Genomic DNA, 15931 nt, shown 5'->3' with positions numbered 1-15931 from the left:
GGCGTACCTGGTCGTTTGTTCCGACCAGGTATGCCCGATCCCGCTTCCCATCGCGGACGTCCTGGGAAACTCTGTGACGGAACACGACCGCACGACGGGCCCGGCACACACCCCGGCGCCGAGCAACGCCGCGCGCATCCTCCGCCTGGTGCACGAGGACGGCCCGATCGCACGCGCCGAGATCACCCGCCGCACCGGGTTGAACCGGTCCACGACCCTCGCACTCGTCGGTGAGCTGGTCGAGCTCGGGCTGGTGCACGAAGGCCCACCGCCCGCCGGGTCGGCTGGATCCGGGGTCGGTCGCCCGAGCCCGATCGTGCGGGCTTCGGCAGACGTGGTGGCCGCAGCCGTCACGGTCGAGATCGACGCCGTCGAGGTGGCCCTCGTCGGACTCGACGGCACCGTCCGGCGGCGGCAGGTCGAGGCGCAGGTCCGCCCACCCTCCGCTGCCGAGGCCGTCGACGTCGTCGCCCGGCTCCTCGATCAGGTCCGAGTGACCGGCGCCGAGACCACCGGCGCCGAGACCACCGGCACAGGCACCGGGCCCGCGCCCGCCCCGGGGCGGCTGCGGCTCGTCGGGGTGGGCGTCGCCGTCCCCGGGACGGTCCGCGCCGAGGACGGCAGCGTCCAGTACGCGCCGCACCTTGGCTGGCACGACGAACCATTCGCAGCTCCGCTTGCCGACCGCACGGGACTGCCGGTCCATGCCGCCAACGACGCGAACCTCGGGGCCTGGGCCGAACGCCTCGCCGGCAGCGGACGGGGCGTCGACGACCTCGTGTACCTCAACGGCGGCGCGAGCGGCATCGGTGGCGGGGTCATCTCCGGCGGACGGCCGCTCAGCGGTGCCGACGGGTACGCCGGCGAGCTCGGCCACACGTTCGTCGCGGCGAACGGCATCCGCTGCCACTGCGGAGCCGTCGGGTGCCTCGAGACGGAGGCCTCGCGTGACGCCCTCACCACCGTCGCTGGGACGGCCCCCGACGACCTCGCCGCGTTGGCCGGAGCGCTCGCCGCCGACGACCCCGCGACCGAACGCGTCGTGGACCGGCAGGTCGATGCCCTCGCCACCGCGCTCCGCAACGCGATCCACACCGTCAACCCCGAGGTCGTCGTGCTCGGCGGGTTCCTCGGAGTACTGCTCGACCACGTCGGCGACCGGATCGTCACCGCCGTCCGTGCGCAGTCGATGGCGGGCACGGCCGATCGGCTGCGCATCGTCCCGGCTGCACTGGGCAGGGACGTCCTCGTGCACGGAGCCGCCGAGATCGGCTTCCGCGACCTGCTCCACGACCCGGGCACCGTGACCACCGCGGTCGCCACCACCACCCCCACGTCCGACCGCGACGACGCGGCCGAGGAAGCGAGAACCCCATGACCTCCATCCAGCGCCAGCGCACCAGCGTGCTGCTCGGCACCCAGGACCTGACCGTCGAGGACCGCCCCGTCCCCGAGGTCGAGCCCGGCGACGTCCTCGTCCGGGTCGCCGCGGTCGGGGTGTGCGGCTCCGACGTGCACTACTACCGGCACGGCCGCATCGGGGACTTCGTCGTCGAGGAGCCCCTCGTCCTCGGGCACGAGCTGTCCGGCACGATCACCGCCGTCGGCGACGGCGTCGACCCCGCTCGCGTCGGGGAGCGCGTCGCCGTCGAACCCCAGCGTCCGTGCCACCGGTGCGCGCAGTGCCTCGCCGGGCGCTACAACCTCTGTCCGCACATGCGCTTCTACGCGACGCCCCCGGTGGACGGGGCCTTCGCTGAGTTCGTCACCATCGAGGCCGAGTTCGCGCACGTCCTGCCCGACTCCGTCTCGTTCGAGGCCGGCGCCCTGCTCGAACCCCTGTCGGTCGGCATCGCCGCGGTCCGGAAGGCCGGCATCGTCCCCGGCTCCTCGGTGCTGATCGCGGGTGCCGGTCCGATCGGGATCATCTGCGCACAGGCAGCGCGGGCGTTCGGTGCGACCCGGATCGTCGTCAGTGACCTCGTCCCCGAGCGCCGGGAGCGTGCGCTGCAGTACGGCGCCACCGAGGTCGTCGACCCGACCACGGTGTCCGTCGCGTCCGACATCGCTCCGGTCGACGCCTTCATCGACGCCAGCGGTGCGCCCCGCGCCGTGTCCGACGGCATCAAGGCCGTCGGGCCGGCCGGCGCCGCGGTGCTCGTGGGGCTCGGCAACTCCGAGATGACGCTGCCGGTCGAGCACATCCAGAACCTCGAGGTCACCGTCACCGGGATCTTCCGCTACACCGGCACGTGGCCGGTCGCGATCGGCCTGGTCGCGTCCGGGCAGGTCGACCTGGACTCGCTCGTCACCGGTCGGTTCGGGCTCGACGAGGTCCGCGAAGCCCTCGAGAGCGACACCGACCCGGAGTCCCTCAAGTCCGTCGTCTACCCCGGCGGCGTGCCCGCCTGACGCGCGCACGGTGCGGCTTTCGCCGGCCCGGGCAGCGTTGCGCGTCTGGTGCGGCGTTGTAGCCGGGCACGGTGCGTGGAAGCTCGCACCGGGTGACGACGCACGCACGGTGCGCGGCTTGTCGGACGGTGCGGTGTCGGCCGTCTGGTGCGGCGTTGTAGCCGGGCACAGTGCGTGGAAGCGCGCACGGGGTGACGGCGTGCGCACGGTGCGGACGGGAGGCGCGTGGCCAGGCCGCGACGGGCCTCCCGTCCGGCACGTGACCCGGAACGGGGCCACCGCTGCGTCACCGGGACGCGCTACGGTTCGCGCATGACCGCTTCTCCGGCCGCCGTCGTGCCGCAGCGCACCGACCGGCGCGCGCTCGTCTCCTGGGCGCTCTGGGACTGGGGTTCCGCCGCGTTCAACGCGGTCGTCACCACCTTCGTGTTCAGCACGTACCTGGCGAGCCGGGCGTTCGTCGACCCGGCGCGGGTGGCCGACACCTCCGCCGCCGGCAAGGCCTTCGTGGAGCGCGAGCTCGCCCACAACGCCGCCGTGGTCTCCACGGCGCTGACGATCGCCGGCATCGTCGTCGCGCTCGTCGCCCCGGCGATCGGGCGTCTGGCGGACTCGTCCGGGCACCGGCGCCGGTCCGTCCTCATCGCCACGATCGGCATCGTCCTGTCCATCGGCGGCATGGTGTTCGTCGCGCCGAGTCAGCCGTACCTGGTGCTCGGCGCCGCGTTGCTCGGCATCGGCACGGTCGCGTACGAGATCGCGAGCGTCGGCTACAACGCCATGATCGGGCAGATCGCGTCGGGGGAACGGACCGGACGGGTCTCCGCGATCGGGTGGGCCGCCGGCTACTTCGGCGGCATCGTGCTGCTCGTGGTGCTGCTCGTCCTCTGCATCCAGGACTTCCGGGGCGACGGTGTCGTCGGCGGGCTCCTGCAGCTGCCCGCAACCGTCGCGACCGGGCAGTGGGACGTCCGCGTCGCGATCGGCATCGCCGCCGTGTGGCTCGCGGTCAGCTCGATCCCGCTCTTCATCGTGGTGCCAGAGGCCGCGCCCGATCCGCGCGGGACCGGTGGCGTGCTCGGCGCCTACCGCGACCTGGGGCGTGACATCGCCCGGCTCTGGCGCGAACGGCGCAACGTGCTCGCGTTCCTGCTCGCCAGCGCGGTCTTCCGCGACGGTGTCGGCGCGGTCTTCACGTTCGGCGGCATCATCGCGGCCCAGGTGTTCGGCTTCAGCGCATCGCAGGTCATCGTGTTCGCCATCGCCGCGAACGTCGTCGCGGGCGTCGCCACCTTCGTGTCCGGACGGCTCGACGACCGGTTCGGCTCGCGTGCGCTCATCATGGTGTCGCTGATCGGCCTCGCCGCTTGCGGACTCGGCGTGCTCGCCGCGGGCACGCGAACCGAGTGGTTCTGGGTGCTCGGGCTCACCCTGGCGCTCTTCGTCGGACCCGTGCAGTCGTCGTCGCGGGCGTACCTGGCGCGGCTGGCGACCCCCGGCCGCGAAGGCGAGCTCTTCGGCCTCTACGCCACCACCGGCCGGGCGGCGTCGTTCCTGGCGCCGGCGCTGTTCGGCGTCGCCGTGACGATCGGCGGCTCGACGCGCTTCGGCATCCTCGGGATCGTGGTGGTGCTCGTCGCGGGGCTGGTGCTCATGGCGTTCGTGAAGCCCGAGCCCCGGACGCTGCGCGCGTAGGTGGGTTGGGCTGGGCTGGGCGTTTCGGGCGTCGCTGGTGTATTCGGGCGTACCTGGTCAGTTCTTTCGACCCGGTACGCCCGTTTCCGTTTTCCATCGCGGCCGTTCTGGGAAGGAACGTCGGCTCGGCTCGGCTCGGGTCGGCTCGCGTTCGTGGCGGCCAGGATGCTCGGTGCCTCTCCCTGCACCGGTGCGGCCAGGAGGCTCGGTGCCTCTCCCCGCACCGCTGCGGTTGTGCGCATCGTTGTGCACAGCGCCGCGGTTCCGCCGGACTCCGCAGCGCGGGTGCGCCAGGATGGACCCATGACCGACCAGCGCATCGCCGTCGTCGTCCTCGCCGCCGGGCAGGGCACGCGCATGAAGTCGTCCACCCCCAAGGTGCTGCACCGGCTCGCCGGGCTGCCGCTCATCGCCCACGTCCTGCGGACGGCGTCGTCCCTCGGGCCGGAACACGTCGCGGTGGTCGTCCGGCACGAGCGTGACCTCGTCGCGGCGGAGATCACCGAGCGCGCGCCCGACGCCATCGTCGTCGACCAGGACGACGTCCCCGGCACCGGTCGCGCGGTCGAGGTCGCGGTCCAGGCGCTCCCCGCCGACTTCGACGGTGCCGTCGTGGTGCTCTCCGGCGACGTCCCGTTGCTCGATGCGGCGTCGCTCCGCCTGCTCGTCGACGCGCACGCCCGCGGCGGCAACGGGGCGACCTTCGTCAGTGCGATCGCCCCGGACCCGACCGGCCTCGGACGGATCGTGCGTGACGCCGACGGCGCGTTCATCGGGGTCGTCGAGCACAAGGACGCGACGGCCGAACAGCTGGCCATCGCCGAGGCGAACGCGGGCATCTACGCGTTCGACGTGACGCACCTCCGCGCGGTCCTGCCGTCGCTCACCACGGCGAACGCGCAGGGCGAGAAGTACATCACCGACGCCCCCGCGCTGATCAGCGACCGAGGTGGGCGCATCGACGTGGTCACCCTGACGGACTCGTGGCTCGTCGCCGGCATCAACGACCGCGCGCAGCTCTCCGATGCCGCACGCGAGCTCAACGCCCGCATCGTCCGCCGACACCAGCTCGCCGGCGTCACCGTGCAGGACCCGGCGACCACCTGGATCGACCTCGACGTCTCGATCGAGGCGGACGCCGAGATCCTGCCCGGCACCCAGCTCCTCGGTGCGACCGCGATCGCCGCCGGTGCCGTGGTCGGGCCGGACACCACGCTGCGCGACACCGAGGTCGGTGCCGGGGCGACGGTGAACCGGGTCGACGCCACCCTCGCGGTCATCGGCGACGGCGCCTCGGTGGGGCCGTTCGCGTACCTGCGTCCGGGCACGATCCTCGGCGACCAGGGCAAGATCGGCACCTTCGTGGAGACGAAGAACGCGAAGATCGGCCGTGGCAGCAAGGTCCCGCACCTGTCCTACATCGGCGACGCCGAGGTGGGCGAGGACTCGAACATCGGCGCGAACACGATCACCGCGAACTACGACGGCGTGCACAAGCACCGCACCGAGGTCGGCTCGAACGTCCGCACCGGCTCGCACAACGTCTTCGTCGCCCCGGTTAGGATTGGTGACGGCGCGTACACGGGTGCCGGAACGACGGTCCGCAAGGACGTCCCGGCCGGATCGCTCGCGATCAGCTACGCCCCACAGCGCAACACCGACGGATGGGTCGAGGAACACCGACCCGGCACACCGGCGGCCGAGGCTGCTCGGCACGCGAACGGCGAATAGATCCTGGCGACCACCGGTCGTCGACATCGACCCCACACGGGTCAGGGAGTGAGCACCGCACTTGTCCGGAATCAAGACAACCGGCCAGAAACGACTCGTCCTCGTCTCGGGGCGAGCACACCCGGCGCTCTCCGCCGAGATCGCAGAGGAACTCGGCGTCGACCTGGTCCCCACCGACGCCCGGACCTTCGCGAACGGTGAGTTGTACGTCCGGTTCGACGAGTCGGTCCGCGGATGCGACGCGTTCGTCATCCAGTCGCACACGGCACCGATCAACGAGTGGCTCATGGAGCAGCTCATCATCGTCGACGCGCTGAAGCGGGCCTCGGCCAAGCGCATCACCGTCGTCGCCCCCTTCTACCCGTACGCCCGTCAGGACAAGAAGGGCCGCGGTCGCGAGCCGATCTCGGCCCGCCTCGTCGCCGACCTGTTCAAGGCCGCCGGCGCGCACCGGATCATGAGCGTCGACCTGCACGCCGCCCAGATCCAGGGCTTCTTCGACGGCCCGGTGGACCACCTCTTCGCCATGCCGGTGCTGCTCGAGCACTTCAAGGAGATCCTCGACCCGTCGATCCTGACGGTCGTGTCCCCGGACATGGGCCGCGTCCGCGTCGCCGACATCTGGTCCGAGAAGCTCGGTGCGCCCCTCGCCATCATCCACAAGCGCCGCGACCCGCTGGTCCCGAACCAGGTCACGGTGCACGAGATCGTCGGCGACGTCTCCGGCCGCTGGTGCCTGCTGGTCGACGACCTGATCGACACCGGGCGCACGATCGCCAAGGCTGCCGAGGCGCTGAAGGAGGCCGGCGCGATCGGCGTCGTCGTCGCCGCGACGCACGCCGTGTTCTCCGACCCGGCCACCGAGCTGCTGCAGAGCGAGTTCATCGACCGCGTCGTCGTGACCGACACCCTGCCGGTGCCGGTCGAGAAGCGCTGGGACCGTCTTGAGATCCTGCCGATCGCCCCGCTCCTGGCCCGCGCCATCCACGAGGTCTTCGACGACGGATCCGTCACGTCGATGTTCGACGGCGCCGCTTGACCCATCCCGCGCGTGACGCCCTCGCGGCCCGACTCCGGGCCGCGGGGAGCGTCTTCGCCGAGGACGAAGCCGACCTGCTGCTCGAGTCCGGAGCCGGCGAGCCCGTCCGGCTGCGCTCACTCGTCCAGCGTCGGCTGGCCGGTGAGCCGCTCGAGTACGTACTCGGGTGGGCCGCCTTCGACGGACACCGCATCCGGGTGACCCCCGGTGTCTTCGTGCCGCGTGCCCGCACGGCCGTCGTCGTCGAGCAGGCCGCGCGTCGGCTGCAGCGCTACGACCGCGTGGTCGATCTGTGCTGCGGCGCCGGCGCGATCTCGGTGGCGTTGTTCGGCCGGGTCGGCGCACTCGACCTCGTGGCCACGGACATCGACCCGGACGCCGTCGACGTCGCGGCCGAGAACATCGGCGACCGTGGGATCGTCGTCGCCGGTGACCTGTTCGCGCCGCTGCCGGATCGGTTCCGTGGCGCGGTCGACGTCGTCGCGGTGAACGCCCCCTACGTCCCGACGGCGTCGATCGCGATGATGCCGGTCGAGGCGCGGGAGCACGAGCACCGTGTCGCGCTCGACGGTGGGGCGGACGGCCTGGACCTGCACCGGCGGATCGCCGCGGGAGCGGGGGAGTGGTTGCGCCCCGGTGGTTCGGTCGTGATCGAGGTGTCCGTGGCGCAGGCAGATGCGTCGGTCGCGGCGTTCGTGGCCGCAGGGTTCACGGCCGTGGTCGAGCAGGACGACGAGGTCGACGGCACCTGCGTCGTCGCGACGCTCCCCGCCTGACCCGACGAGCGATCCGCGCTGCCGGCTCGCTCGCTCAGGGGCCGCGACACGCCGCTCAGGTTCGCCGAGGTCGCACAGATGGCCGTTCGAACGCTCGACATGCCGAGATTTCGGAACGTCGACAACACGCAGACGGCGGGTCGCACGCCCCCCGCCCGACCTACTTCGCGTCCACCGTCACCGTGGCCCACCCCGTCGCACCGTTCGGCGCTGGTGGCCGCTCGACGCTCGTCTGGACCTCGCCGTCGGCGCTCACCGCGCGGACCTCGATCCGGTGCGACCCCGCGGTCGGTGTCCACCGCAGCACCCACTGGCGCCAGGTGTCCGCCGACACCGACTCGGCGAGCTCCGCTTGCTGCCACGCGCCTGAACCGACGCGGACCTGCACGGCCTTCACCCCGGTGTGCGGCTGCCAGGCGACCCCCGCGATGGCGACCTGCTCGCCGACCGTGACGGTCGTCCCGTTCCGCGGGGTGTCGATGCGGGACTCGAGCTTCACGGGCCCGCGTTCCGACCAGCCGCGCGGCGTCCAGTAGCCCTGCGCGTCGGCGAAGCGCGTGACCTCCATCTCGGTGACCCACTTCGTCGCCGACACGTAGCCGAACAGCCCGGGCACGACCATCCGCGCGGGGAACCCGTGCTCGGTCGGCAGTGGTTCCCCGTTCATCCCGATGGCGAGCAGAGCATCCGTGCCCTCGTCCTGCAGCACGTCGAGCGGCGTCCCGGCGGTGAACCCGTCGATGCTGCGGGACAGCACCATGTCAGCGTCCCCGGTCGGCTTCGCGCGGGCCAGGAGCTCCCGGATCGGGTACCCGAGCCAGAGCGCGTTGCCGATCAGGTCACCACCGACCTCGTTCGACACGCAGCTCAGGGTGGCCATGTGCTCTTCGAGCGGCAGTGCCAGCAGTTCGTCCCACGTCAGCGTCACCTCGTGCTCGACGGCGCCGTGGATGCGCAGGCTCCAGTCGGCCGGGTCGATCGAGGGGACGCGCAGCGCGGTGTCGATCCGGTAGAAGTCGGCGTTCGGCGTGACGTACGGCGTGATCCCGTCGACGTCGAGCGAGGCACCGCCCGGCACCGCCGGCGCGGGCGTCGCCGCCGCGGGCAGGCGGACGGCTCGTCGAGCAGCGGCGACCGCCTGCATCGCGGACGACCCCACCCTGGAGGCAGTGCCCACCACGACCGCCACCGCTGCGGTCGCGACGCCCCAGACCAGGAACGCGCGGCGCTCGGCCGAGGCAGGTCGCGGTGACGCCGACGGGACGGCTGCGGCGGCCTCCCAGCGCCGGAGCCGACGCAGCAGCAGCCGCAGGGTGATCACGGCGGCGGCGACGCCGAAGACGGTCGGGGCGCCGTCGAACGTGCCGCTGCCGGAACGGGTGCTGACCGCGATCAACGCGAGCACCCCGCCGACGGCGAAGACGAGTGCTCCGAAGGGCGGACGAGCGCGCTCGAGGACCCCGGCGCCGGCGCTGATCGCGGCGACCAGGACGGTCATGAGCACGAAGAGCGCGACCTTGTCGCCGGTGCCGAACAGGGCGACCATCAGGTTCTTGGCGCCCGCGGGTGCGAGGTCGATCACGGCCGAACCGACGGCCACCAGCGGGCTGCCGGCACCACCGAGGAGCAGCGCGCCGAACTCGGCGATCCCGAGGAAGGCCGCGGCAGCCACGAGTCCGACGGCCGCAGCGAGGACCGCGGGCCGGCGCAGCGGGACACCGGCCGTGTGCTGGTCCGTCGATGGGTCGCCCGGCGTCGGGACGTCCGTGGTGCGTTCGGTGGTCACCGCCCGAGCGTAGGTCGCCCGCCCGCTCGTGGCCTGTGCGTGCGGTTCCCCGGGCGTTCACCGACCCCGGCCAGCACCTGCCGATCGGGCCGTGCGAGGATCGGGGTGTGCCGAGGCGTCCAGATCCCGTTCCGCGCCCCGGTCGCGCCCGCCGCCCCGAGCGCACGCCGATGTCGGCCGCGCAGCGGCTGTCCACGTTGCGGTGGGTGATCGTCGGCATCTGGGCGGCGCTCGTCACCGCACGGGTCGTCGTCGTCTCCACGGCGCCCGAGGTCGATCTGTCGTGGTTCGGGATCGTCGAGTTCGGCGCGATCGCGCTGGGCGTCACGGTCATCGTGGTCGCGGTCGTCCGCGCCGCTGCGGTGCGACGCCGACACGCCGACGAGGCCCTCGCGCTCGCAATCCGCCGCATCGACCCCACTGTCTGGCTCGTTCCGGCGGCTCCGACGACCGAACTGCGTGACGCGATCGCCGAGGTCCGGCCGGAGGCGAGCCTCGGACCAAGGGTGACCTGGGCGTTCGGGGCGACCGAGGCGTCGCTGTGGGAACTCGAGGACCGCAAGGCCACACGGTTGCTCGTGATCCGGTGGAGCCGGGTCGTGCACGTCGGGATCGAGGACGTCCACGGAGACGGCGACCGCGCCGACGGTCGACGGGCGTGCGCGGTCGCGATCCACTACGTCCGGCCGGACGACACCCCCGCGGTCGCGACCTTCTTCGTGCGGACCGCTCCCGGCGCCCGTCGACTGCTCGGCCGCGGGCCGCGGTTGGACCGGCTCGTCGCCGACCTCGCGCGAGAGCGCATCGTCGCCTGAACCGAGCCGACCGCGGTCGGAGGTGGGAAGGGCCCCGCCGATCGGCGGGGCCCTTCGAGGGTGCGGTCGTGCCGCGGTCTAGTGGGTGGACGGTTCCTGGTCGACCTCACGGCGGTCGTCGTCGGACCACAGCGTGTGGAAGGTGCCGTCCTTGTCGATGCGCTGGTACGTGTGCGCCCCGAAGAAGTCGCGCTGCCCCTGGATCAGCGATGCGGGCAGCCGCTCGGACGCGAGCGAGTCGAAGTACGACAGCGCTGACGAGAAGCCCGGAGCGGGGATCCCCGACGCGGCGGCGATCCCGACGATGCGACGCCAGGCGGCTTCGCCCTCCTGCACGGCGTTCGCGAAGTACGGGTCCACCAGCAGCGACTCGAGCTCCGGGTTCTTGTCGTACGCCTCGACGATGCGGTTGAGGAACTGCGCGCGGATGATGCAGCCACCGCGCCAGATCTTCGCCACGTTGCCGAGGTTGATGTCCCAGCCGTACTCCTTGGCCCCGGCGATGATCAGGTCGAAGCCCTGCGCGTAGGCGACGACCTTGGAGGCGTAGAGCGCCGCGCGGACGTCGTCCTCGAAGCCGTCGGGGACCTCGGCGATGTCGGGCCGGTCCGGGAACGCCTGCTGCACGGCGGCACGCTGCGACGGCTTCGACGACACCGCGCGGGCGAACACCGCTTCGCCGATGCCGGAGACCGGGATGCCGAGACCGACCGCGTTCTGCACGGTCCACACGCCGGTGCCCTTGGAGCCCGCTTCGTCGCGGATGACGTCGACGAGCGGCTTGCCCGAGTCGGCGTCGCGCTGCTTCAGGACCTCGACCGTGATCTCGATCAGGTAGGACTCGAGGTCGCCGCCGTTCCACTCCTGGAACACCTTGACCAGGTCCTCGACGGAGAGCCCCCCGACGCGGCGGAGCAGGTCGTAGGACTCGGCGATGAGCTGCATGTCGGCGTACTCGATGCCGTTGTGGACCATCTTCACGAAGTGCCCGGCGCCGTCGGTGCCGATGTGGGTCACGCAGGGCTCGCCCTCGGCGACTGCCGCGATCGACTTCAGGATCGGCCCGAGGGTCTCCCAGGCTTCCTTCGAGCCGCCGGGCATGATCGACGGACCCTTGAGCGCGCCCTCTTCACCACCGGAGATGCCCGTGCCGACGAAGTTGAGACCCTTCTCGCGCAGGTCGTGCTCACGCCGGATCGTGTCGTGGAAGTTGGCGTTGCCGCCGTCGACGATGATGTCGCCTTCCTCGAACTTCTCGGCGAGCTGCGAGATCACCGCGTCGGTGCCCTTGCCGGCCTGCACCATGATGATCGCCGTGCGCGGCTTCGAGAGCGAGGCCACGAAGCCGTCGATGTCCTCGGACGCGATGAAGCCGGCATCGCCGTGCTCCTTGATGAGTTCTTCGGTGCGGGCGTAGGTGCGGTTGTACACCGCGACCGTGTTGCCCTCACGCGACGCGAGGTTGCGTGCGAGGTTCGACCCCATGACGGCGAGGCCGATGACCCCGATGTTCGCCTGACCAGTGCTGTCTGCCACGTCGTCTCCTTCGTCCGGACGTGACACCAACCTACGGTCGGCGCCCTGGGACCGCACGGGTGTTACGGCAACTGGGGACCGCTGTTCACTCCGTCAATACTGTGGAGGGATGACCGACACCGCTGTCCTCCCACCCGTCCTCGTCATGGGCGTCTCCGGTTCCGGCAAGTCCACGATCGGGCAGGCGCTCGCCGACGCGCTCGCCGAGCAGGGCCAACCGACCGTGTTCGTCGACGCCGACGACCTGCACCCGACGGCGAACAAGGAGAAGATGCGGCAGGGCATCCCGTTGACCGACGACGACCGCTGGCCCTGGCTCGACGCCTGCGCCGCGAAGATCGCGGCCGTCGAGGCGTCCGGGAGCCGCTGCGTCATGGCCAACTCGGCACTCAAGCGCGTCTACCGCGACCGGCTCCGGCAGTCGGCGCCCGGCCTCGTCATCGCGTTCCTGGACGGCTCGCACGACCTCATCGCCGAGCGGCAGGCGGACCGGCAGCACGAGTACATGCCGTCGTCGCTGCTCGACTCCCAGTTCGCGACGCTCGAACGGCCGCAGCCCGACGAGGCCGCCGTCGACGTCTCCATCGATGGTTCGGTCGACGCCACGGTGACGACGATCCTTGCGGCGCTGTTGGTCACTTCCGGCTGAGGCGCCTCACCGCCGCGTCGCGCGGATGGCAGCGTGCGGCCGCTGTCCCGGATCGACCCGAAACCGGACGTCCACCACGTCGAATCCGTGGTCGTCGAGGACCTCCGCCAGCGCGCTCGTCGGCCACCGGTACGCCGTGACGACCGCGTGGTCGAAGGACTCGATCGCGGGCCCATCGAAGAACCCGACCAGCAGTCCGCCGCCCGGCCGGAGCACCCTGCGGAACTCGGCGAAGACCTCGCCGACGCAGGACGGATCGTGGTGGATCACGGAGTACCAGGCGAGCACCCCGTCGACGCTGCCGTCGTCGAGACCGGTGGACTCGATCGCGCCCAGGCGGAAGTCGACGCCGTCGTGCGCGCGTCGTGCGTGTTCAACGAAGGGTGCGACCGCGTCGATGCCGATCACCGCGTGTCCACGATCCGCCAGGTGTGCGGCCCAGTGCCCCGGCCCGCACCCTGCGTCGAGGATGCGCGTGCCGGATCCGGACGCCCAGGCCTCGACCTGTGTTCTGTCCTCGTCATGGACGGCCGACATCGATCCGAGGAGCTCGGCGTACTCGCCGGCACGGTCGCCGTACGCAGCGGTGACGTCGAGGTCCATCGTCCGACCGTACCGGCGCCGGTGGCGACCGGATCGGGCACGTCCACCTCAGTGACCCGGACCGACGGCCACCCGGCGCGTCGACGACGTCTGGCGCGACTTCCTCGCGGCCGTGCACGACGGCGGGTACCGGGGCGCCGTCTCGCTCGAGTGCCGGTGGGCGCCCGACGCCGAGACCGCCGAAGCCGAGATCCGTTCCGCGCTGGAACGCGTCCGCAGCGTCACGGCCCCGGCCCGCACCGCTACAGCTTGAACGTCGCCCGCGGGATGTCGGACACGATGCGCCCCGCCGTGCGGACCGCGTCCTCCTCCGAGATCTCGTGCGTCACGACGAGCGACGCCAGGTACGCCGCATCCGCCCGCCGCGCCATGTCGTGCCGCGCGGGGATGGAGCAGTACGCCCGGGTGTCGTCGATGAAGCCCGAGGTCTTCGTGAACGACGCCGAGTCGGTGATCGCGGAGCGGTAGCGGCCGATCGCCGCCGGGGTGTCGATGAACCACCACGGTGCACCGGCGTACACGGCGGGGTAGAAGCCGGCGAGCGGACCGATCTCGCGCGAGAACACGGTCTCGTCGACGGTGAACAGCACGAGGTGGAAGCCCGGGGCGGTCCCGAAGGCCTCGAGCAACGGCCGCAGGGGCGTGGTGAACGAGCCGACAGCGGGCAGATCGTGGCCGGTGTCCGGCCCGAACCGCTCGAGCGTCGGCGTGTGGTGGTTCCGGATCACGCCGGGGTGCAGCTGCATGACGAGGCCGTCCTCGACGCTCATCTCGGCCCAGCGGTAGAGCATGTCGTGCCGGTACGCCGTCGCCTCGGCCTCGCTGAGCGACGACGGGTCGCGCCGTGCGGCCGCGTGGATGCGTTCCCGCTCGGCGGACGACAGGGGAGCGGAGCCTGCGTCGAGCACCCCCGTGTCCGTGGCGGTCGCGCCGTGGTCGATGAAGTACTGGCGACGTGCGCGCAGTGCTGCCAACAGCCCTGCGTGGGTCCCCGTGTCGATGCCGGCGGCCTGTCCGACGGCATCGACCACGGGCCTCCAGTCCGGCCGGGTGGGGTCGAACACGGCGTCCGCGCGGAACGTGGGGACCACCCGGCCGGTGAACGTGGGGTCGGCGGCGAGCTGCGCGTGCGCGGCGAGGTCGTCGGCTGGGCCGTCGGTGGTGGCGAGGACCTCGATGCCGAAGGTGTCGAACAGGGCGCGCGGGCGGAACGCGGGCGACGCCAGCAGGGCGGCGATGTGGTCGTACTGCGCGTCGGCGTTCGCCGCTGACGGCTGCTCCGTCAGCCCGAAGACGTCGTGCAGCTCGGTCTCGAACCAGTAGCGCACGGGGGTGCCGAGGAAGTCGTCCCAGTGGTCCGCCAGGTTCCGCCAGACGGCACGGCCGTCCGGTTCGGGAGGCACGGTGCCGGTCGCGGACAGGTCGGCGCGTCCCAGCGCGGCCAGGTCCACCCCGTTCGCGTGCAGCAACCGGAGCACGTAGTGGTCGGGCGTGATGAGCAGCGACGCCGGGTCGCTGAACGGCTGGTCCGCGGCGATGAGCGCCGCGTCGACGTGGCCGTGGGGAGAGATGATCGGCGCGTCCTTGACCGTGTCGTAGACGGTCCGTGCCACCCGGCGTGCACCGGGGTCGGCGGGGAGCAGCCGGTCGGGGTGCGGCGCGAGACGGGTGGCGGTGCTGGTCTGGGTCATCATCGACTCCTTCGGGGACGGCGGGGACGGCGGGGACGACGGGGACGGCGGGTTCTGCGGGCGAGCGCCGGCGTCAGGCGGGCGCGGGACCCGTCGACTCCCGGACGGTCAGGTGCGTGGGCAGCGCGACGGCGCCGGTCATGTGCTCACCGGGCAGCTCGTCGGCGGGGATCGCGCCGAGGCGGCCGAGCAGCATCCGGATCGCGACCCGGCCGGCGCGTTCGATCGGCGAGGTCATCGTGGTGAGCGGCGGGTTGCAGAAGTCGGCGCCGAAGATGTCGTCGCAACCGACGATGCTCATGTCCTCGGGGACGCGGACGCCCCGTTCCCGCAGCCGCCCGAGCATCCCGATGGCGATCAGGTCGTTGAAGGCGATGCAGGCGGTGGCCCCGGCGTGCACGGCGGCGTCGGCGGCAGCGGCTCCGGAGTCGACGAAGGGCGCGTGCGGCCCGATGCGTGCGACGCGGACGCCGAGGCGCTTCGCGACGCGGACGAGCGCCTTCCACCGGCGTTCGTTCGACCACGAGCTGTCCGGACCGGCGACGTAGAGGACGTCGCGGTGTCCGAGGGAGACGAGGTGCTGCACCGCCTGCTCGACGCCGCCGGGGGTGTCGATGAGCACCGAGGGCACCCCGGCGGGGCGACGGTTCACGACGACGAGCGGGATGCGCTCGGCGAACCGGGCGATCTGCGCGTCGGACAGGCGGGACGCGGTGAGGACGACGCCGTCGGCCTTCGCGCCGATCGCGCTCAGGGTGGCGAGTTCGGCGTCGGCGGACTCCTCGGTGTCGACGAGCAACTGCGTCCAGCCGGCACCCGCGAGCTGGTGCTGCGTGCTGCGGATGACGTCGAAGTAGAACGGGTTCGTGATGTCGGAGACGAGCACGGCCACGGCGCGGGTGCGACCGGAAGTCAGGGCGCGTGCCTGCGAGTTGGCGACGTAGCCGAGTTCGCGGGCCGCCCGCTGGATGCGTTCCTGCGTGCTGTGGTTCACGCGGTCGGGGAGCGAGAGTGCGCGGGACACGGTCGACGGTGCCACGCCGGTCGCGTCGGCGATGTCCCGGATGGTCACGCGTCGGGCGGCGCTGAAACCCGCGCCGGAGGCGTCGCCGACGTCCGTGTCTGTGCTGCTCACGAGGCCGAACGTATTCGCGTCTGGCAACAAGTGGCAACCGGTTGCCGGATGTTGCCAACGGCG

General features: G+C 72.0%; 13 protein-coding genes. 8 read left to right on the top strand and 5 right to left on the bottom strand.

Annotated elements, in window-relative coordinates:
* Nucleotides 1-73: 73 nt before the first annotated feature.
* From ACVKXF_RS15385 to ACVKXF_RS15360, 6 genes are all read left to right on the top strand, one after another.
* Nucleotides 74-1378 carry an ROK family transcriptional regulator gene (locus ACVKXF_RS15385; protein WP_456796250.1) on the top strand — a complete coding sequence of 435 codons (1305 nt, stop codon included), beginning with the start codon at nucleotides 74-76 and terminating at the stop codon, nucleotides 1376-1378.
* A complete protein-coding gene (locus ACVKXF_RS15380; protein WP_456796249.1) occupies nucleotides 1375-2412 on the top strand; it encodes an NAD(P)-dependent alcohol dehydrogenase in 1038 nt (345 codons plus the stop codon). Before ACVKXF_RS15385 ends, ACVKXF_RS15380 begins: the two co-directional genes overlap by 4 nt.
* Before the next feature lie 312 nt (nucleotides 2413-2724).
* A complete protein-coding gene (locus tag ACVKXF_RS15375; protein WP_456796248.1) occupies nucleotides 2725-4107 on the top strand; it encodes an MFS transporter in 1383 nt (460 codons plus the stop codon).
* Nucleotides 4108-4410: 303 nt separating this feature from the next.
* Nucleotides 4411-5838 (top strand): bifunctional UDP-N-acetylglucosamine diphosphorylase/glucosamine-1-phosphate N-acetyltransferase GlmU, encoded by a 1428-nt coding sequence (glmU, locus tag ACVKXF_RS15370; RefSeq protein WP_396290346.1) that lies wholly within the window; start codon nucleotides 4411-4413, stop codon nucleotides 5836-5838.
* A gap of 61 nt (nucleotides 5839-5899) precedes the next feature.
* Nucleotides 5900-6877 carry a ribose-phosphate diphosphokinase gene (locus ACVKXF_RS15365; RefSeq protein ID WP_123313244.1) on the top strand — a complete coding sequence of 326 codons (978 nt, stop codon included), beginning with the start codon at nucleotides 5900-5902 and terminating at the stop codon, nucleotides 6875-6877.
* On the top strand, nucleotides 6874-7653 hold the full coding sequence (locus tag ACVKXF_RS15360; RefSeq protein WP_456796247.1) for a putative protein N(5)-glutamine methyltransferase: 780 nt from the start codon (nucleotides 6874-6876) through the stop codon (nucleotides 7651-7653). The genes ACVKXF_RS15365 and ACVKXF_RS15360 overlap by 4 nt, the downstream gene beginning before the upstream one ends.
* Before the next feature lie 160 nt (nucleotides 7654-7813).
* Here ACVKXF_RS15360 and ACVKXF_RS15355 read toward each other — a convergent pair whose 3' ends face one another.
* Nucleotides 7814-9439, bottom strand: coding sequence for a molybdopterin-dependent oxidoreductase (locus ACVKXF_RS15355; RefSeq protein WP_123313246.1), 1626 nt, complete (start codon nucleotides 9437-9439; stop codon nucleotides 7814-7816).
* 107 nt (nucleotides 9440-9546) lie between these two features.
* Here ACVKXF_RS15355 and ACVKXF_RS15350 point away from each other — a divergent pair, with 107 nt between their 5' ends.
* Entirely contained in the window at nucleotides 9547-10254 is a 708-nt protein-coding gene (locus tag ACVKXF_RS15350) for a hypothetical protein (protein ID WP_148061771.1), read from the top strand.
* A gap of 78 nt (nucleotides 10255-10332) precedes the next feature.
* Here the strand turns inward: ACVKXF_RS15350 and gndA are convergent, their stop codons facing one another.
* Entirely contained in the window at nucleotides 10333-11790 is a 1458-nt protein-coding gene (gene gndA / locus ACVKXF_RS15345) for an NADP-dependent phosphogluconate dehydrogenase (protein WP_123672992.1), read from the bottom strand.
* A gap of 109 nt (nucleotides 11791-11899) precedes the next feature.
* Here gndA and ACVKXF_RS15340 point away from each other — a divergent pair, with 109 nt between their 5' ends.
* Entirely contained in the window at nucleotides 11900-12439 is a 540-nt protein-coding gene (locus ACVKXF_RS15340; RefSeq protein WP_456796246.1) for a gluconokinase, read from the top strand.
* Between the two features lie 6 nt (nucleotides 12440-12445).
* Here the strand turns inward: ACVKXF_RS15340 and ACVKXF_RS15335 are convergent, their stop codons facing one another.
* From ACVKXF_RS15335 to ACVKXF_RS15325, 3 genes are all read right to left on the bottom strand, one after another.
* A complete protein-coding gene (locus tag ACVKXF_RS15335) occupies nucleotides 12446-13042 on the bottom strand; it encodes a class I SAM-dependent methyltransferase (protein WP_123313250.1) in 597 nt (198 codons plus the stop codon).
* A 242-nt stretch (nucleotides 13043-13284) separates the two neighbouring features.
* Nucleotides 13285-14733 (bottom strand): glucuronate isomerase, encoded by a 1449-nt coding sequence (gene uxaC / locus ACVKXF_RS15330; protein ID WP_456796245.1) that lies wholly within the window; start codon nucleotides 14731-14733, stop codon nucleotides 13285-13287.
* A gap of 73 nt (nucleotides 14734-14806) precedes the next feature.
* Complete coding sequence (locus tag ACVKXF_RS15325) at nucleotides 14807-15868, bottom strand: LacI family DNA-binding transcriptional regulator (RefSeq protein WP_456796244.1); 1062 nt, start codon at nucleotides 15866-15868, stop codon at nucleotides 14807-14809.
* Between the last annotated feature and the right edge of the window lie 63 nt (nucleotides 15869-15931).

This window comes from Curtobacterium sp. PvP017, assembly GCF_054060195.1.
The sequence above is the reverse complement of the archived record's forward strand: the minus strand, read 5'-3'. Positions and strand labels throughout refer to the sequence as shown.